The sequence below is a fragment of the Acidithrix sp. C25 genome (genome assembly GCF_904848545.2).
Genome location: NZ_CAJHCI020000010.1, coordinates 990,338 through 1,007,623, shown reverse-complemented (window position 1 = coordinate 1,007,623; position 17,286 = coordinate 990,338). Strand labels below are relative to the sequence as shown.

General features: G+C 47.5%; 17 protein-coding genes and 1 pseudogene. 2 read left to right on the top strand and 16 right to left on the bottom strand.

Annotation, left to right across the window (positions count from 1 at the left end; genetic code table 11):
* Positions 1–89: 89 nt before the first annotated feature.
* Both ACIDITHRIX25_RS80130 and ACIDITHRIX25_RS80125 read right to left on the bottom strand, forming a co-directional pair.
* A pseudogene (locus ACIDITHRIX25_RS80130) lies at positions 90–911 on the bottom strand (IS1595 family transposase); the annotation flags it as partial.
* A 69-nt stretch (positions 912–980) separates the two neighbouring features.
* Positions 981–1,319, bottom strand: coding sequence for a helix-turn-helix domain-containing protein (locus tag ACIDITHRIX25_RS80125; protein WP_213333454.1), 339 nt, complete (start codon positions 1,317–1,319; stop codon positions 981–983).
* A 151-nt stretch (positions 1,320–1,470) separates the two neighbouring features.
* Here ACIDITHRIX25_RS80125 and ACIDITHRIX25_RS80120 point away from each other — a divergent pair, with 151 nt between their 5' ends.
* Together ACIDITHRIX25_RS80120 and ACIDITHRIX25_RS80115 are read left to right on the top strand one after the other, a co-directional pair.
* Positions 1,471–2,244: a winged helix-turn-helix transcriptional regulator gene (locus ACIDITHRIX25_RS80120; protein ID WP_201733407.1), complete on the top strand. Its 774-nt coding sequence runs from the start codon at positions 1,471–1,473 to the stop codon at positions 2,242–2,244.
* A 128-nt stretch (positions 2,245–2,372) separates the two neighbouring features.
* A complete protein-coding gene (locus ACIDITHRIX25_RS80115; protein ID WP_201733406.1) occupies positions 2,373–4,778 on the top strand; it encodes an IS1634 family transposase in 2,406 nt (801 codons plus the stop codon).
* Positions 4,779–4,894: 116 nt separating this feature from the next.
* Here ACIDITHRIX25_RS80115 and ACIDITHRIX25_RS80110 read toward each other — a convergent pair whose 3' ends face one another.
* From ACIDITHRIX25_RS80110 to ACIDITHRIX25_RS80045, 14 genes are all read right to left on the bottom strand, one after another.
* Positions 4,895–5,572, bottom strand: a complete 678-nt coding sequence (locus ACIDITHRIX25_RS80110) for a group II intron maturase-specific domain-containing protein (RefSeq protein ID WP_201733405.1) — start codon at positions 5,570–5,572, stop codon at positions 4,895–4,897.
* 104 nt (positions 5,573–5,676) lie between these two features.
* The gene (locus ACIDITHRIX25_RS80105) at positions 5,677–6,687 is read right to left on the bottom strand and encodes a site-specific integrase (protein ID WP_201733404.1); all 1,011 of its coding nucleotides are present in this window, start codon (positions 6,685–6,687) and stop codon (positions 5,677–5,679) included.
* Positions 6,674–6,886, bottom strand: coding sequence for a site-specific integrase (locus ACIDITHRIX25_RS80100; RefSeq protein ID WP_201733403.1), 213 nt, complete (start codon positions 6,884–6,886; stop codon positions 6,674–6,676). The genes ACIDITHRIX25_RS80105 and ACIDITHRIX25_RS80100 overlap by 14 nt, the downstream gene beginning before the upstream one ends.
* A gap of 133 nt (positions 6,887–7,019) precedes the next feature.
* The gene (locus ACIDITHRIX25_RS80095; protein WP_201733402.1) at positions 7,020–8,069 is read right to left on the bottom strand and encodes a tyrosine-type recombinase/integrase; all 1,050 of its coding nucleotides are present in this window, start codon (positions 8,067–8,069) and stop codon (positions 7,020–7,022) included.
* On the bottom strand, positions 8,056–8,682 hold the full coding sequence (locus tag ACIDITHRIX25_RS80090; protein ID WP_200891212.1) for a tyrosine-type recombinase/integrase: 627 nt from the start codon (positions 8,680–8,682) through the stop codon (positions 8,056–8,058). The genes ACIDITHRIX25_RS80095 and ACIDITHRIX25_RS80090 overlap by 14 nt, the downstream gene beginning before the upstream one ends.
* A gap of 68 nt (positions 8,683–8,750) precedes the next feature.
* Positions 8,751–9,023, bottom strand: a complete 273-nt coding sequence (locus ACIDITHRIX25_RS80085; RefSeq protein WP_201733401.1) for a hypothetical protein — start codon at positions 9,021–9,023, stop codon at positions 8,751–8,753.
* A complete protein-coding gene (locus ACIDITHRIX25_RS80080) occupies positions 9,016–10,098 on the bottom strand; it encodes a tyrosine-type recombinase/integrase (RefSeq protein ID WP_160291912.1) in 1,083 nt (360 codons plus the stop codon). Before ACIDITHRIX25_RS80080 ends, ACIDITHRIX25_RS80085 begins: the two co-directional genes overlap by 8 nt.
* 234 nt (positions 10,099–10,332) lie before the next feature.
* Positions 10,333–11,142, bottom strand: coding sequence for a tyrosine-type recombinase/integrase (locus ACIDITHRIX25_RS80075; protein WP_201733400.1), 810 nt, complete (start codon positions 11,140–11,142; stop codon positions 10,333–10,335).
* Entirely contained in the window at positions 11,139–12,374 is a 1,236-nt protein-coding gene (locus ACIDITHRIX25_RS80070; protein WP_201733399.1) for a site-specific integrase, read from the bottom strand. The genes ACIDITHRIX25_RS80075 and ACIDITHRIX25_RS80070 overlap by 4 nt, the downstream gene beginning before the upstream one ends.
* A 137-nt stretch (positions 12,375–12,511) precedes the next feature.
* Positions 12,512–13,015 carry a reverse transcriptase domain-containing protein gene (locus ACIDITHRIX25_RS80065; RefSeq protein ID WP_201733398.1) on the bottom strand — a complete coding sequence of 168 codons (504 nt, stop codon included), beginning with the start codon at positions 13,013–13,015 and terminating at the stop codon, positions 12,512–12,514.
* Between the two features lie 948 nt (positions 13,016–13,963).
* Positions 13,964–14,992, bottom strand: a complete 1,029-nt coding sequence (locus ACIDITHRIX25_RS80060) for a tyrosine-type recombinase/integrase (protein ID WP_201733397.1) — start codon at positions 14,990–14,992, stop codon at positions 13,964–13,966.
* The gene (locus tag ACIDITHRIX25_RS80055) at positions 14,989–15,948 is read right to left on the bottom strand and encodes a tyrosine-type recombinase/integrase (protein WP_201733396.1); all 960 of its coding nucleotides are present in this window, start codon (positions 15,946–15,948) and stop codon (positions 14,989–14,991) included. The genes ACIDITHRIX25_RS80060 and ACIDITHRIX25_RS80055 overlap by 4 nt, the downstream gene beginning before the upstream one ends.
* Positions 15,945–16,649, bottom strand: coding sequence for a tyrosine-type recombinase/integrase (locus ACIDITHRIX25_RS80050; protein ID WP_201733395.1), 705 nt, complete (start codon positions 16,647–16,649; stop codon positions 15,945–15,947). Before ACIDITHRIX25_RS80050 ends, ACIDITHRIX25_RS80055 begins: the two co-directional genes overlap by 4 nt.
* On the bottom strand, positions 16,586–17,197 hold the full coding sequence (locus tag ACIDITHRIX25_RS80045; protein ID WP_201733394.1) for a hypothetical protein: 612 nt from the start codon (positions 17,195–17,197) through the stop codon (positions 16,586–16,588). The genes ACIDITHRIX25_RS80050 and ACIDITHRIX25_RS80045 overlap by 64 nt, the downstream gene beginning before the upstream one ends.
* Positions 17,198–17,286 lie beyond the last annotated feature (89 nt).

Below are 17,286 nucleotides of genomic sequence, written 5' to 3'. Positions count from 1 at the left end.
CGCGAGCTGTGGTAAAATGTGCAAAAGTGATGGCCACTTGTATGCATTCTTCGTGTCCACCAACTTGCAGTTCTCAATGGCCAGTAACAGTGGTATGTTCCGTCGATAAATTTCTTGCAGTTCCCAATTTAGGATCTTGAGCCATTTGAATGTTACATGTGCTTGTTCGTCTTTGGATAGAGTGAACCAGTGCGCTAGTCCAAGGTCTTTCAGCACATACCCCGTAACTTGGGTTACCATTACTTATCAGCTTGGTATCGGAATCTCAACGTCTCACAAAAACATCTTTGGGTGATTTAGCAGTGGTATCTTTGATTACTTCCATGAAGCAATGAGTAGGAGCACCATTGCTAATCGACACTCCAATTAGAACATTGGTTTGTTTTGTTCCCTTTCCTCGTTAGCCTTCGCCATGGCTCTCACCACCTAAAAAGAACTCATCTACTCAGGCGTTTCCTCCAAGTTTGTATAAACCATTTCGGTCAGCCATTACGCTCAGCCATTACGCTCAGCCATTGCCTTAGGTAGCTTATTTAGCATCAACCAGCCAGTTGGATAAGATACTTGAACGAATTTAGCAAGGGCTCTGATGGCTAGGGGGTAGTAGCCGAAAGACCACGCTTGTCGTTGGACAATAGATAGATAGATAGCAGAAAACCACTTGGATAAAGAGATATGGCTTCGATGAAAGATAGTCCCGGAGGTAACGCTAGTTTGACGGTGAAAAGATTTACATTGAAAAAGTGGAGCTCGAGATGCTGCATTTCTTGAAATGATTTGCCCTGACTAAGGTAAATTGGTCGAAGTCACACTTTGGGCATCTAAATCCCTCATAGCATAAGCAATTTGATCAAATGATCTTCACATGCTTCCTCTGAAGCGAAGCGTACCATAAAGCCTGAGAGATCCACCTAGACAGCTTTATCGAACATCTGTTCTACTAAAGATTAGCTCCAATCTGGTCTCGGTGGAGGCGAAACTTACGAAACTTGATAGGTATGTTCATCAATGATATTTAGGATCTTGATAGTACGAGTATCGGTTGTCTGGTCGAATTGAAAGTCAAGTGCCCATGAAACGTGTTTCTCCAGGGGAACGTTGTAGCCCATGGCTTGTCCATGGCCAACAGGTGACTTTCTCTTCTTCTTATAGGGTACTTTCAAACCGGCTTGTCGCCAAAGAGACCTTACCTTTTTGATATTGACATGGTATCCCTTGTCTATGACGTAGCGATATGCTCTTTTGTAACCTTGAGCTTTGTGTTCTAGGACAAACGTTCTAAGGAATTGCGTGATCTCTTCGTCTAATGACTTTTCCACAATCTTTGGACCGCCTCGCTGAAATCTTTGGACCATGATTCCACAATCTTTGGACCACCTCGCCGAAATCTTTGGACCACCTGATTCTTTATCTGATTAACTTGCTTTGGCGTCTTGAAAAATGTGGACGCCAAAGGAGGAATGAACATAAATGGCTTCAAAGAAATGGAAGGTGGATATGAAAGATATCCGTAATTTATTGGCTCTTGTAGCCAAGGGTAGTTACAGCAATAGAGAGATAGCAACATCGCTTGGTATCTCACACCAAAGCGTAAGTCGACATCTCGATAGGCTCGCCAAAGCAGGCGTTAGTACCCAAGAGGCATGCGACCTTGACGATGAGGCACTCTCTGCTATCTGCTATCCAAATAGTCCGGGTCCAAAATCCAATGGAGCGGTAATGCCGAATTTGGATGCAATACTCACAGAGCTAGCCAAGCCGAACCCACCAACTCGCAAAGTACTTTTTGACGAGTATTGTGAGCAATTTCCCGATGAGCACTATGGATATTCGCAATTTGCCGAATTTATCCGTCAAGCCAAAAAAGACCGTAGTCTCACGATGCACTTAGAGCATGTACCAGGGGATCAGTTATTGATTGACTTCGCTGGGGATAAGGTGGGAATCTACTCATCGCCAGGTGCTAGTGATCCCGACTACCAAGCCTCTATTTTTGTTGCTACTCTTGCCTTTTCAGGCAAGACATTTATTTGGGCTACCAGATATCAAGATGTATCTTGTGTGATAGATGCAACCGAAAGGGCTCTCTACTTCTTTGGCGGTGTTGTAGGTCGATTAGTCCCAGACAATATGGCTGCAGCGGTAACTACCGCCAAAGGTCCTAAGACTGCGCTGAAGCTAACCCCAGTTTCGGCTGAATTCCCCCCAAGAGCCTGTTTAAGCCCCCTTTTAGCCCCTATTTAGGGGTAACCCCTATTTGGAGATGCTGGTAGATGAAGTTCGGTTTTCTCAAGTGGCGAATGTAGTGCCCTAAGCTGAGAGTTAGCTGCGAATATTGACCTACAAGGTAATTCATCTGGTATACTTGTTATATGTTCATTCGCGAGAAGACCACTAAGAATAAGGCAACTGGAACTAAATATATAAAGCATCAGTTAGTTAGGTCTTATCGCGAAGGAGACAAAGTACGCCAAGAGATAGTTATGGATCTAGGACGACTTGAGATTGATCCTAAGGACTACAAGAAGCTAGCTCAGATATTGACGATGAGACTAGCTGGCTCTGAGTCTTTGTTTGAAGGTGACCTAGAACTAAAGTCAATCGCCGATAAAGTTCTATCTAGCTTTTCTGTTACTCAAACACTTCGCTCTGATCGTGAAGTAATCACAAAAGATGCCGAGTTCCTAAATGTCAATACATCATCTCTAGAGGCATCTGATATTAGGCGCTTAGGTCCTGAACTAATAGCTAGTAGCTTCTATGACAGATTGAAGATCAAAGAGCAGCTACTACGGTGTGGCCTTAGTGAAAAAGAGACAGCAATTGCTAAAGCTGTAATATGTGCTCGTTTGGTTGCTCCTTCTTCTGATCTTGAAACACATCGCTTCCTAAAAGAGGACTCTGCACTCTATGAATTGGTAGACCAAGACCTTAGCAATATCGGTAAAGATGCTATTTATGAGATAGCTGATGCTATCTACGAAGCCAAAGACTCAATCGAGATGGCACTTATCAAAGCCGAGAATGAGCTTTACCCAACTAATAAGCGTCTCTTTTTATTTGATCTTACCAATGCCTATTTTGAGGGACGAACACTTGGTAATGATCTAGCCCAATATGGCCACTCCAAAGAGAAGCGCTTCGACTGTACTTTAGTAAGTCTTGCCCTTTTGGTGGATGATCGTGGACTACCGATCTATAGCCACATATATCCCGGTAATCAGTCAGAGCCTGAAACCCTTGGTGATGTCTTATCTAGTATCTCTAGTCACCTAAGACAGGGACTCTTTAGCGAAGATCTCCCAACGGTTATCATGGATAGAGGGATAGCAACTTATGACAACATCGCACTGATTGAGTCCTATGGTCTTAGCTATCTGGTAATTACACGCGCTAATGCAGCTAGACACTATCTAGCTGAACTACGCCAAGGAAAAGATACCTTCTTAGAGATCAAGAACTCCTCCAATGAGAGCATCTACATCAAAGAACTGGGTGATGACCTGGGTGTTGAGCTGGACGGCAAGGTGGGAGTTGTCGAGTCGGGTGCCGAGATGGATGGCAAGGTGGGAGTTGCCGAGGGAGAAGTTGCTGAGGTAGAAGTTGCCGAATCGGGTGCTGAGATGGGTGCCGAGATGGGAGTTGCTGAGATAGGTGGCCACCTTGGCGTTGAGGTGGATGACAAGGGAGAAGCTGCTGAGTCGGGTGCCGAGGGAGAAGTTGCCGAATCGGGTGCCGAGGGAGAAGTTGCTGAGTCGGGTGGCCACCTGGGTGCTGAGGTGGATTCTGAGCAAATAGTTGTTCATCTACAAGGCAGTGAGTCGATGGGCATCGAGTCGATGGGCATCGAGTCGATGCGTGTTGATTTCATCGATGCTGGATCACTCAGCGCTCATCCACAAGCTAACCATTCACTTGGCGGCGAGTCCCTCGGTATCGATTCGATGGATACTGCTCCACAAGTTGGCGGTCCACAGGCCAAGCACTCCCAGAGCAATGAACCCCAAGCCAACCATTCCAATAGAGCTCAACCATACGCAAGTGGCTCCATGGACAACAAGATAAAGCAGATCCTATGTATCTCAGAGCGTCGCAGGGATAAAGAAGAGGCAATTGCTAGAGGTATGCAAACTAAGTTCCAGAGTGCATTTGACAAACTAGCTGACTCAGTTAAGCGTGGTCAATATTCCAATGCCACAACTGTGGCTTCAAGAATAGGAAAGCTAAAGCAAGAGCATCGCTCTATTGCACGTCGCTATGAGATAGATACCATAACTGGCGATGACCAAAAAGTCAAAGAGCTGGTTTTGACCGAGAAACCAAAAGTAAAAGAAGCAGCTGAGACTCTCTATGGTGCCTATGTGATTGAGACCAATAGGAACGATCTAGAACCAGAAGAGATCTGGAAGCTCTATATGACCCTAACAAAGGTAGAGGATGCATTCAAAGCCCTAAAGAGCAATCTAGGGATGAGACCGATCTATCACCAACTAGCTAGTCGTACCGCTGCTCATCTATTTATCTCAGTAGTTGCTTATCACCTCTATGGAGCAATTGCACTTAGCTTATCTCAAGCCGGTGACAAAAGAAGTGTTCACAGCATTCTTGCTCAAGTGTCTACCCATAGCCGCTTGAACGTAACGATGTTAGATGATAACAAACGTCTACATAACCTTCGTATCTCCTCTACTCCAAACTCTACCCAAAAAGAGATCTACTCTATTCTTGGAGTAGTAGATACCCTAGCTCGAACCAAGAAGGTGATTGCTCAACTGTAGTGCCCAAATCCAGACACCAATATGCTCATGACCTGGGCTTTCATGGGGTGGTTGTCGAGTGGCGGGGAGGAACTTCCCCTCCCCGCTCTCACAGAACCGTGCGTGAACCTCTCAATTCACACGGCTCCTAGCGAACCGACTTTTGGTATTACCCCAAATGACCAGTGAGCCCAAAGATTGGGTTCACGTTCGGCTATTTGAGATAGGTATTTCCAAGCATTTGCTCGTATGCTAAGTCGCCTGTACTTTTTGCGTGCCCATCTAATCAAATAGATATTGATACGTCGGAGGAGTTGGCCTAATCTGGATTTGTAGAAGCGTCCATAGTAGTTGATCCAGCCTAAGATCACCGGGTTGTAAAGCCTGGCGAGTTCGGCTATGGTTTGGCCTGTTTGGAGGTGAATACGAAACCGCCTAAGTTCTCTGCCCATTTCTTCTACCGCTTTATCTGAAGCCGCTGGCAGGAAGTTGTTAAACTGCTGCTTGAACTTATTGCGGGCGTAGCGTGGTGCAAAGGTAAATCCTAGAAAGTCAAAGCGTATTTGTTCGAACTCTCCTTTACGGTTGGAGTCCTTACAATAGACGATTTTGGTCTTTTGTGGATGTAACTCCAACTTGACCTGCGTCATTCTCTGACCTATAGCCTCTAGGATCTCTTCGGCTCGTTTCTTTGTTTCCACATGTACCAAAAGGTCATCCGCGTATCGTTCAAACGGGGCATCCGGGAAGTTCTTTACCATCCATTTGTCAAAAGCGTAATGTAAGAACAGATTCGCCAAAATCGGAGAAATCACCCCGCCTTATGTGAAGCAAACGATTATGCGAAGTTGAAAGACATACCCGCATTTCACGGTGGTATTTGGGTCTGATTTACTTCGCATAATCGGGTATCAATTCCTCAAAAACCTGTCAACCAGGCAAGGAGGTTAGCATCGTCCTTCCATTCGGGCAAATCTGGCGAGATCATGTTGGGATACGCCTTTTCGAGAGCTTGGCGTTTCAACTCGGTATCGGCTCGGGCATAAATCTCGGTAGTGGAAATATCTACATGCCCCAAGAGGTCGCGGATATAGATCAAGTTCACTCCAGCTTGGAGCAAGTGCATTGCTTTAGAATGACGAAAAACATGGGGAGTTATACCTTCTGGAACGATTGGTGAAACCAATCGAGCAGAAGCCGCGTATTTGTCGAGAATATAAGCTACGCCCTTGGAAGTTAGCTTCTGATGCTGACGGTTACAAAAAAGTGGGACATCATCGGTTCGGTTACTACCCAGATGATTCTCTTTTAGATACGCCTTGAGCAACGCTTGTGTAGGAGACATCAACGGTACCTGACGAGTTTTTCTACCCTTGCCGGTCAACGAGAGAACCGGTGGAGGATCGAGTCGCACATCTCTCACGCGTAGGTCGACCAATTCTTGAACCCTCGCACCGGAATCATAGAGCACAGCGAGCAACGTAGTGTCGCGCCGTCCCTGACGTGTTGTGCGGTTGGGCTGGGATAATATCAGCTGCATTGCGTTGGCGCTGAGATGATTGACGAGCGGTTGCGGTGTCTTTTTCATAGGGATGGCCAGGATCCTCTGGTACGACAAGAGTCCAGCGGGGTCTTGAACTTGTAAATAGCGGAAAAACCCGTGTAGACATGCGAGGCGTTGGTTACGAGTCGATTTAGCGTTGTGCCGTTCCTCTTCCAACCAGTTGAGGAACCCTATGATTAACTGATCGTCGATATCACAAAGGGTGAGTCGTTCTACTGCTAAGTGCCGCTCACCTTGACAGTAGCCAAGAAACAACTTAAAGGTATCCCGATAGGAGTCAATCGTATTCGGACTGACATTTCTGTGGCCTGGTAGATAGAGGGACAAATAGGTAGATAATGCTCGGGCGAAGTCAGTCGGTTTCATTTGAGCCACTTCCAATCTCTGGCATAATATAGCCAAAGGCCTGTTCCATCTGGGCGGTGATATCTGGATAGAGTTCGGCCGTCAAGCTTAAGTAATAGGCGGTATCACTAAATTCGTAATGGCCGAGGTACGTTTTCAGAATGGGTAGATAGGCGCCAAGGTCCTTACCTTCGCGAACCCATTTACGTAAGCAATGCACGGAATAGGTATGGCGAAAGAAATCCAAACGTTTGGATTTCTTTCGTTATCCCAACCTTAATAAAATCCCAACCTTGGCCCCCAAAACGATCTGACACCGGCCAGCTTTGAGAGAAAAGGTTGGGATTTTTTCTTCACTTTTCCAGAGATGCTACGCCGCAGAATGCAGCGAGGCCGCCGCTCCCCGTTTTCCATTTCTTTGAGACGGTTCGGTCTTTCTCGTCTTCTATAGTTGCCAGGGCTTGCAATTCTTGTTCGAGAGTAATGTCTAGATAGACCATCGTCGTCTGCAGTTGTTCATGGCCTAGTAGAAAGGAAATCTGCACAATATTCATTCCGTCCTCTAGCCAATGGGAGGCCTTTGCATGCCGCAGTTGATGGGCATGCAAATCCAGGGGGACCTCAGGACGCCGTGTGTGGGCGATGCCGGCATGTTTCTTTAGTTGCTTGTTGACCGCTGTCTGACTCATTTTTCCCTGGGGCCCAATGTTGCGGGAATAAAAAACATACGCAGTGGGGTGGGGCATATCCCCATGGAATTCTTTGAGGTATTGCTTCAAATGGGCTACAGCCCTCGGAAGCAGATAGAGAGTGCGGATTTTGCGCCCTTTGCCGACGATCGTGACGTGCGGTTTGGCGGCATCTAAATGCAGGTGTTCCATTGTCAAAGAGAGGATCTCATCTAAGCGCATAGCAGTGCCATATAGCGTAACCATGAGAGCTAGGTCGCGCCGTCCCGACTTGGTGGATCCATCTGGCACGGCCAACAAGGCCTGCATGGCTGATTTACTCATTCCATGGACGGGCTTATGCATGTCCTTCATTCTTGGGATGAGGGTGGCATCTTCAAACAAGTACAGTAGTGCGATGTCTTGTCTTCCTATGTATTTGAGAAACGCCCCCATGGAGGCCAGGCGATTGTTACAGGTGGCAGGGCTACAGCCACGCTCGGTCAAGAGCCATTGCATCCATTCTTCGATCATGGCGCGGCTGAAACACGGGGCCCCTAGCGTTTCGGTACGAATCCCTTTTTCCTTTTCCAAAAAGCCGAGATATAAGACGATGGCATCTCTATATGATTTCGCAGTATGTTGACTGTAGGTCTGTTGGGACAGAACATACGTATTCAAAAATGTGTTGATGTGACGGGCAATGAGAATTGATTCATTGTTAGCTTTTTTCATTAGCCACCTCCGGAACAATCTGATCGAAATCGGCGCTGGTTTTTTCTTCAAGGATCTGTGCCAGTCCCGGTACTAGGCAATAGTAATTCTTGGTGCTTTCCACCGTGCAATGGCCCATGCTCTTGGAGAGATAGAGGAGCTTGGCATCGAATCCAAAACCAACATCGATCCAGCGATTGACGTTGGTGATGGCATAATGGTGCCGAAGGGCATATGCCGTCGCATGCGACGAGTGACATTGATCCCAGAGCACTCGGAAGTTCGTTTGCACCCATTGCCGAGTGTGACATGAGTCACCGCGAGCCGGAAATAGATAGGTACGATTCGGATACCAACGGGAAATAGCCGCATCATACCGGGTCAACAGATCAAACATGGAGTCGGCCAGCACGACGTGATGCTGGGCACGCCCTTTGGAATAGCGAATATTCAAAATGCCATGCTGCCAGTCCACATCTTCTACCCGCAACAGGCGAGCCTCATTCGTACGCAGTCCGCTGCTATAGAGAAGCCGGAAGAAGACCGGAATGGTGATCTTACGCAACCGTTGGTCGGGCGTGCTTGAACCCGAAGGCAGGTTGTCACAGGCTCGGAAAAAATTCGTTAGTTCCACTTCCGTGAAGGCATGGGGAATATATGTACGGGGCTCTTTCCTGGGCATAACTGGCGGTATCACTTCGGTTATGCCACGTGCCCGGCAGTATCTGATGAAACTAACCACCACATAGATGCGGGATCGACACGAATTGTTAGTTTCGGTATCTCGTTGGCAACACACCATGTGTCGATCAGCTCTTGGGAAAGGCAGGTCGCTTCGGGATCATGAGCCTCGTGGTATCGATCGAACAATAGGAGGTTCGGTCCATACGATGTGTCATTCCATCGCCCGGATGCTTTTTGATAGGTGATATATTCCAGAATGAGCGGCGCTAAGTGCGAAGTGAACTCAGTCATTGGAGAACACCTCCTCGGCCACTGGCCACCTCACGATGCTGAGCGCACAGTCCTTCAAATGTGTAAAGTCGGCGCTGAGATAGGGCCCTAGGGAATTGGGCGATGTGTGGCCGAGGGTCCGGCTGATGACCGGCTGGGGAACGCCCTGGCCCAAAAGGGTGGTCGCTAGATGGTGCCGAAAGAGATGTAGTCCCCGTCGATCACCAAAGGATTGTCGGATGCCGCTAGAGCGCATTATCTGCGCTGCGACGTTGCCAAGACTCCTACTTTGTAATCGTTCATAGGGCCGACGTTGGGACAGGAAAATGTATCGACTGTCTGTTGATGGACGCTCATGGGTTAGAAAATCATAGAGGGCATTGCCGACGCCGGTTGTCAAGGGGAGCTCCAGTGGCACCGTTGTTTTCTGCTGGCGAATGGTGATGACGTCCCGATCCCAATCAAGGCAATCAAGGGTCATGGCCGCGATATCGCAACTTCGTAACCCTGTATACAGCGCGAGCATCCCGATGGCTTTATCGCGCAGCGTTAGTGCGGGGTTCTCGGGTGCGAGGGCCGCCTTCACCTTATCGATCTCTTCAGGGGTGAGATACGGAATGTTCTTGCGCGTTTCCCGTAATGCCGGTAGAAAGGTCAAAATTCGCTTGCACAGGTCTTCGTGGTCGGAGAGACCCGCTTTCAAGACCGCCATAACACTTTTCTTGTACGAAGCACTCCGTCGTAGGGTGCCATCCGAAGACAGAAAGACCGATAGCACTGCCGCTTGGGTTACGTTCATGAGGCGATCGATGCCCTGGTTCTGAAGGGCCAAGAAAAAGGTCGCAGCCTGATGCGATTCGGTGTCGATGGTGGTTGGTTTCTTGCCCTGTTGGGCTGCGATGGCACCGTAGTCGTCAATGATCGATCGGAATTCGGGTGATAGTAATGGGTAAGCGCCTCGTGGAAAAAGCTCATGACGCCGCCGACCATCTGGGAATCGGTGATAGAGATCAAACTGTTCAATAGCGCCAATGATCGTGCGTTTATCCCGGAGATACCCGACAGAGCGCGAGGTGTAGGTATAGTCCCGATACACATCTGCATAACAGGACCAGGCCGCGGAATCCGCCCGAGCCAATATTTGTTTCAACTCCCGGGCGAACCGTTCCACGTAGAGTTTCGAGTAGCCGTGGTCTTCCATGTAGGCAAGAAGCTCGGGATAGTGATCCCGCAGGTTTTGTATATCCATAGGAATGCCCTTCTTTAGATTGACAAAGTGGAGCATACAATGAAATAAAATCCCAACCTTTTCTCTCAAAGCTGGCCGGTGTCAGATCGTTTTGGGGGCCAAGGTTGGGATTTTATTAAGGTTGGGATAACGAAAGTCGTGAACGCGAGGTCCCTTGCCCCATCCCCCGTGGGAAATCCCAGCTTGCCATAGGAACCGGCGGAAGTTCTTGTAAACATTACCGGATGTAAGGGGGTGACCAGGCCTGCCGACAAAGAACGCTGCATCAGGGTTTGAATATTGATGTACAAGTTTCGCGTATTTCCTGGAGCGTTGTAACAGATCTTGAGTGATTGGTATCAGACGATCTTTGTGAAACTTGGCATCGCGAATTGTAAGTACCCCCATCTCTAGGTCAACGTCCGCCAGACGCAGACATAATGCTTCAGAGAGTCGAAGACCACAACCATATAAAACACGAAATAATAAAGGCATTACCCACTCTCGATAAGGAACAGTCGAACAATAGGTGCAGTTGTCAATTTGTCGAAATATTGCACTCAGTTCCGCGTTCGAAAAGATATAGGGGACATAACGGGGTCCGTCTCGATAGATATGAGTTGGTGTCACGTATGCCGGAAGGTCTATTCGCTCCATATACAGTGCCAATTGACGGACCACACTTATCCTTCTCTTCCATGTAGCGGGAGCTTCGTGGGAGCGTTTTTCGTTCCAAGCCTCGACTAGTGTTTTGTCTAGTCCTGCCCCTTCGTAACCGTAGGCTGTGCAGAATTGGTCAAACTTGTAAAAGAGTCTCGCGACGGCGTCACAATCGTAGCCAAGAGCCTTCTTCTGTCGGAGCACTCCTTCGATTTGGCTGTGCAGGCTGCTGTGATAGGTATAGGTGGTCATGAAAGTTCCACCTCTTCGAGATCGAGAGCGCATTCACGGAGCCGATTCACATCTATTTTAAGATAAATAGCAGTGGTATCTGAGTTGGCGTGACCCAAAATATCGGAAATCACTGCCAACGGGGTGTGTTGTTCCAAGAGGACGCTAGCCAAAGTGTGTCTAAGCGAGTGCATGCCACGTTTCTTGTCGGGTGAAAGTGGTAGATGAGCCTGTTGCATATATTTTTTGATCACTTGATGGAGATGATCGTCATCTGAAAACGGTACAAGTGGCGCCAGATGTCGTAAAAAAATAAATGGCGAACTCACCTTCGGACGGCCATTTTGTAGGTAATCGATAATGGCCCACCCAACATCACTAAGTAGAGGCAGGCTCAGTGCTTGCCCTGTTTTCTGAGCGACGAACTCGATACGGTTGGTTTCCCAGCAGAGATTGGAAAATTGCAAGTGCTTGACGTCCATAGTTCGAAGGCCTAGGCGAGCTACCAAAAGAATCATTGCATAATCCCTCTTGCCAGCAGGATTCCCTCGATCTATCACATCCAATAACTTTTTTACATTCTCAGGACTCCACACCGAGGGGATTCGGGCATGCTGGTGTACGTGGACTGTGGGGACCACCAGGGCGAGGTCTCGATTGTTCCTACCATCCGCATATAAAAAGCGAAGCAAGGATCGTAACGCGGTGAGCTCAAGTTCTATTGTCTTAGAGCTGTATCCCAGCCAAGTCGAAGCGTATTCGCCTATGTGTTTTGGTATAATCTGAACGGTATTGGTCACTGTGTGGGATTCTAAAAAACTAAAGAATTTCTCTGCACTCCGTTGATAATGTGCCTTAGTGACTTGCGAATACTCGCGCGTTTGACACATGGAGATATAAGCAGCCACCGTGTCTGTGAACTCGTCGCTCTGTAATAGTTGGCGATGCTTGTAGTATCGCCGTAGAATGCTTCTGTGCTGAGAAAAGTCACCCAGCATACGGACAGCTCTAAGAGCTGTAATCATGTTTTGTGTCAGCGTTCCGGCTTGCTGATGAGCCAAGAAGTTATATTGCTTGTCTAAGAATCGCAGACCTAATTCCTCAGTGAACTGCTGAGCCCCCTCACTTTCAAGAAACGTTGCCACATGGCCCCACATGCGGCGATAGTAGTTGGTAGTGGCCTGGGTATAGTGCAGCCGATATAGCTCGGCTTCTAAGTCAGTTGTCAATTGTGAAAATGATTCAGGAATCAATTTAGTGCCTCCTCAATGGACTGTGGGATCGTAAGGATCTCCCACTCCATTTTGGAACACCATGGCGTTATGCGAAGTAAATCAGACCCAAATACCACCGTGAAATGCGGGTATGTCCTTCAACTTCGCATAATCGTTTACTTCACATAAGGCGGGTTATGCGAAGCTTCGCATAACCCGCCTTGGGGTAATCCTTGCTCTCGATCTATTAGTTGTCCATCTTTGTTTTGCATTGGAGCTTTCAACCAACGTTTGATGTAGAGAATTATCCATGGCTCTGATACGTGCATAGAGACAGCTTTTAGCAGCAGTTCATGATCTATTGTGTCGAAGAAGGCCTTGATATCTAGATCAATGACCCAATCGTACTTCCAACATCTCTTGCGTGCTTTTTCAATGGCATCATGGGCTGAGCGATTCGGCCTGTAACCATAGGAGTCTTCGTGGAAGACCTCTTCCAATCTTGGCTCTATGTAGGCTTTAGCTACCCCTTGGGCGATGCGATCTTTGACGGTTGGAATACCTAGGATTCTTTTACCGCCATCTGACTTGTCTATCTCGACATATCTAGTTGCCGCTGGAAAATAACTTCCAGAAGCCATTCGATTCCAGAGTTGGTAGAGATTGTTCTTTAGATCCATCTCAAAGACTGAGATGGACTGCTTATCAATCCCTGGTGCTCGCTTTGTGTCTATTGTGATTGGCTTTTGCCTCTTTGTATGCTTTAAGTACGACGTACTTGTCTTTTGTCAAAAGCTTTTTCTTGTCGTGGTCTTGTCATTTGATCCCTCCCCCTCAACTTTTACCTTGAGAAGTTGTTCATTTGCCAATTACAACTAGATCTGCTGTTTACTCCATCTCTTTGGCTCCATCCTCATTACAAGGACTTCGTAGCTACTACGGGATGGTCCGCCCCCAATCCATAGGCATTTGGTACTTTCCCTCTTGTTGATCTGCAACTTGTAGGTTTTCCTCATCTTTGGGCTTAGCCCATGTGGGCTTAGCCAAGAACGTCTAGGACTGGGTTCTCATGTTCCACATAAACGCCTGATGTTAAGCTCACGCCACCTACACGCCGGATGCCCAAGGAGCACTAATTGGGTTAGTCTCCAAGTTGTCCCGAAAGTTCGACGTCCCTCGGTTTCGACATCATCCATACCAATTTCGAACGCTTCGTCAGTGGTTTGTTTTCACTCGTCTTCTTAACTCATACCTGAAAGAGTCATTGCTCTAACTTTTCCGTACCGCTTTGGACAACAGTCTTTAGCTAATGCCCCGTACGGTGGTTTGGAATCTCCTCCCAAAAGGCGATCCCGGAGGGCCTACCTCCATCATCTATGTAGCATTGCAGTGTGATTGTTATCAGCTTCTACATGATTTACAACCTCTTTCATTCATGACGCACGCCGAAAGTAGGGCTAAATAATTCTTTCAAGGAATTTGCCAACCATCTTGGTACTTTAATAGCTCCGACCAGGGTTCGCAGGCCAAAAGATTATCCCGAAGTTTTAGTTATCCCGAATTAATTTCACAAGTCCCGTTCAGGGTGTCAAGAGTAAGCAAATCTTCGGGATAACCAAGTTCGTTTATTACAACCCAGATAATTGCATCAACAGTATTTCATTGTCTTGCCACAGTGGCATCTCTCGAGGAGCATCTTCGTTTACATACGTTTTTTCAAGTGCTTGTTTCATCATCTTCAAGTCAGCAGAGGCGTAGATGTCTGTCGTGTTGACACTTGCATGGCCGAGAAAGTCCTTGATATACGAGAGCGGCATTCCTGCTTGGTACAAGTGCATGGCGCGAGTATGACGAAATAGATGAGGGTTGACTCGTTCGGGGACTTCCGGACAAATTTGTCTTGCTGATCTCGCGTAACGATTAAGAAAGGATGCAACATTATCCGGTGACATTTTGCCGGAGTTACCCTTTATCACCGTGTAAAAGAGCAGCTCTTGTACGTCGTGTGGCTTTGGGTTATGGAAATATCCCATGTACGACTCGAGATGTCGGACTGTTTTTGAAAGCAGTGGCACCGCCCGTGTTTTTTGTCCCTTCCCCGTTAGGTAAATACTTGGAACAGTGTCGCTTAGGTGGAGATCCATAAGACGAAGATCTAGTATCTCTTGGATTCTGGCGCCGGTGTCGTACAGTAGCACCATAAAGAATTGATCACGGATTCCAAGTCGAGTCTTTACGTTTGGCTGTCGCAGCAGTACTTCTAAGGCGCTTTCTGACAAGTATCGCATAGGTAATGCAGGTGCCTTCTTTAGCGGAACTTTAGAGAGTTCCACATATGCCGCCATCAGGGAGATATCGCGCTGAGCTGCATACTTGAAAAATGACTTGAGCGCCGCCAGCCTCTGGTTCTGAGTCGAGGTGGCACAGTTTCGTTTCTCACCCAGCCAAACTATGAATTCCCCGATGAGAATGTGATTGAGGCAGTCAAAGGTGATCTCTGAAATAGCTATTTTCTTTTCTGTACTTACAAATGCGCAAAGTAGCGTGATACTTTCGCGGTAGGATTTCACCGTGTTCCCGCTGAAACAGCGATTCTTGGGTAGATATATCAAAAGAAAGTCACGCACATAGCAAAAGAAGCGATCATCTTGGCTCATTGGTTCACCTCCGGTATCAGATGAGCAAACCGTTGCTCGCTAGCAGCGATCAGGGTCGGGAAAAACTCCGGAACAAGGTGAAGATAGTAGTCAGTTTCGCTTAAATGCGCATGGCCGAGGTACATCGAGAGGTATGGCAAATATGCGTTTAGGTCTTTCCCTTCCGATACCCACTTATTCAAACGATTAACCGAAAATCCGTGGCGAAAGTCGTGAACTCTAGGTGAATTTCCGCTGATGTATCCTATATTTGCCTCCTTCCAGCACTTTTGAAAGGTATGCCATAAAAACCCATTGCTATACCGATCCCCACGATGGTTTGGAAAGAAATAGGTCCTCTCGGGCCATATCACACTGACTCTTTGATGATAAATCTGACAAAGGCGAAGAACGTCTTGGCTCATCATCACGATTCTGTCCTTGTGTCCTTTTGACTCCAAGATGCTCAGGGTTCCGGTAATAAGATCCACGTTTTGTACTTTCAGCCCGATGACTTCTGATGAACGTAGGCCACAACAATAAAGCAAGCGAAAGATGACCGGAGCAACCAGATGGCGAGTAGGAGAATTCACGTTGTAGGTGAACTGGTCGAGCACCGAGAAAAAAGACTTCAGTTCGTCTTTGGTGTATACGTGCGGCACATAGCGGACACTCTTGGCTGGAATCCCATCTGGGATAACATAGGCGTCAATTCCAAAGCTAAGTAGATACTTCGCAAATTGGCGAACCGGGGTGATCCTCCGGGTGAGCGTGTTGACGTGTTCACCCGGCCGTTTTTGTGCCCAGTGCATTGCCATGTCCATCCCTAGGAGACATTCATCTGGATAATGTTCTAAACAAAATCTGTCAAAGACACCAAGTATTCGCTCCGCGGTATCATAAGGGAACCCAACTGCTCGCTTCTGAGCAACAAAGCCTTCTAGATCTTTTTTGAAGCTACTTGAAAATTTGCTCATGACAATGCCTTGCTGCTGACTTCAATTCCCTCAAGCCCCAGCGCACAGAGGCGTAGATGCTCAGAATCGGTAGAGAGATAGACTTTGGTGCTGTTCTTATTTGCGTGGCCAAGAACACCTGAGATTACAGGCAGAGGAGTTTCGTCAGCCAATAGACGTGCGGCCAAGGAATGTCTCAGACAGTGAGGACCCCGCCGCTGTCCTATCTCTTGGCGTATATTGGCCTTTTCCATGTACAAAGCGACCATGTTATAGATGCCTCCACGAGGCGCGATGTTTATATAAGGGGCCTGAATTCGAAGAAATAGGTAGGGTGAATTCGATTCTGGCCTGCCGTTGAGCAGGTAATCTATGATTGCGTTGCCGACATCTGTAAGTAGCGGAACCTCTAAGCGACGCAGTATTTTCTGCTGGATGATCGATATGGAGTTTGTCCTCCATTTGATGTCAGTAGGTTTCAGCTGAATGATATCTATGGAGCGCAATCCAAGACGCAGAGCCAGCAGAAGCATGGCAAAGTCCCTTTTACCGACAGTGGTTGTCCGATCGACAGCTGCAAGCAGTAACTCTTCTTCTTCGGCTGTGATCGTGGGGATGAGTGCGGTTTTTCTCCCGAAGCTTTTCGGAACAGCTGCTGTTAGATCCGATGGGGTGAGACCGCTCTCTGCAGCAAAGCGGGTAAAGCTTCTAAGCCCCGACAATACCGTGCGCATACTTGTTGGTTGATAGGCCCAGAAATAACAGAAATGAACAAGCTAATATCCGCTAGAGTCAGCTGCCCAAGACTCTTTATATCTCTGTCTTCAAGGTATTTGAAGAACTCCTTGGCGACGATGGCATAAAGCTCTACGGTTCCTTCCCCGTAGCTAGCGATCCTTAGCTTTTGGACGTAAGTGTCATAAATGTCGATGAAGTGCTGTTCTTTGAGTCTTTGGTTTCCCCATTTTGGTAAGTTCTTCCATTGCACGGTTCCACTTACATGAAACTGAACTAAAAGATCCGTAGTTTTGCGGAATAGCTTGAATTTCCACATCTTCAACGCACCCTTTTCGTACTTTTCCCTGGCCTCATCAACATAACGACCTGCCAGGTCAATCGAAAATGAGTCGTAGCCATGGGCAATAAAATAAAAGCGCAGTTCTTCCCAGCCGTAGTTGTACTGCCACAGCGTTGACTTGCTGTGGTTAAGGGGAGCAATCGCTTTTCTCGTACAAACGATCAATTCCTCAAGTGAAAGCTGTTTCTCCATCTGGTTCTCCATAGCTCGAACCGGCGTTGTTGCCGGTGTCATAAGTATGGATGATGTTATGATTTGGGTAAATGCACTTGGGGTTTCAT

What these genes read in the sequence shown, in the direction of transcription:
- ACIDITHRIX25_RS80120 (WP_201733407.1), top strand. Translation starts at nt 1,471, where the DNA reads ATGGCTTCAAAGAAATGGAAGGTGGATATGAAAGATATCCGTAATTTA.
- ACIDITHRIX25_RS80115 (WP_201733406.1), top strand. Translation starts at nt 2,373, where the DNA reads ATGTTCATTCGCGAGAAGACCACTAAGAATAAGGCAACTGGAACTAAA.
- ACIDITHRIX25_RS80105 (WP_201733404.1), bottom strand. Translation starts at nt 6,687, where the DNA reads ATGAAACCGACTGACTTCGCCCGAGCATTATCTACCTATTTGTCCCTC.
- ACIDITHRIX25_RS80095 (WP_201733402.1), bottom strand. Translation starts at nt 8,069, where the DNA reads ATGAAAAAAGCTAACAATGAATCAATTCTCATTGCCCGTCACATCAAC.
- ACIDITHRIX25_RS80085 (WP_201733401.1), bottom strand. Translation starts at nt 9,023, where the DNA reads ATGACTGAGTTCACTTCGCACTTAGCGCCGCTCATTCTGGAATATATC.
- ACIDITHRIX25_RS80075 (WP_201733400.1), bottom strand. Translation starts at nt 11,142, where the DNA reads ATGACCACCTATACCTATCACAGCAGCCTGCACAGCCAAATCGAAGGA.
- ACIDITHRIX25_RS80065 (WP_201733398.1), bottom strand. Translation starts at nt 13,015, where the DNA reads ATGGATCTAAAGAACAATCTCTACCAACTCTGGAATCGAATGGCTTCT.
- ACIDITHRIX25_RS80060 (WP_201733397.1), bottom strand. Translation starts at nt 14,992, where the DNA reads ATGAGCCAAGATGATCGCTTCTTTTGCTATGTGCGTGACTTTCTTTTG.
- ACIDITHRIX25_RS80055 (WP_201733396.1), bottom strand. Translation starts at nt 15,948, where the DNA reads ATGAGCAAATTTTCAAGTAGCTTCAAAAAAGATCTAGAAGGCTTTGTT.
- ACIDITHRIX25_RS80045 (WP_201733394.1), bottom strand. Translation starts at nt 17,197, where the DNA reads ATGGAGAAACAGCTTTCACTTGAGGAATTGATCGTTTGTACGAGAAAA.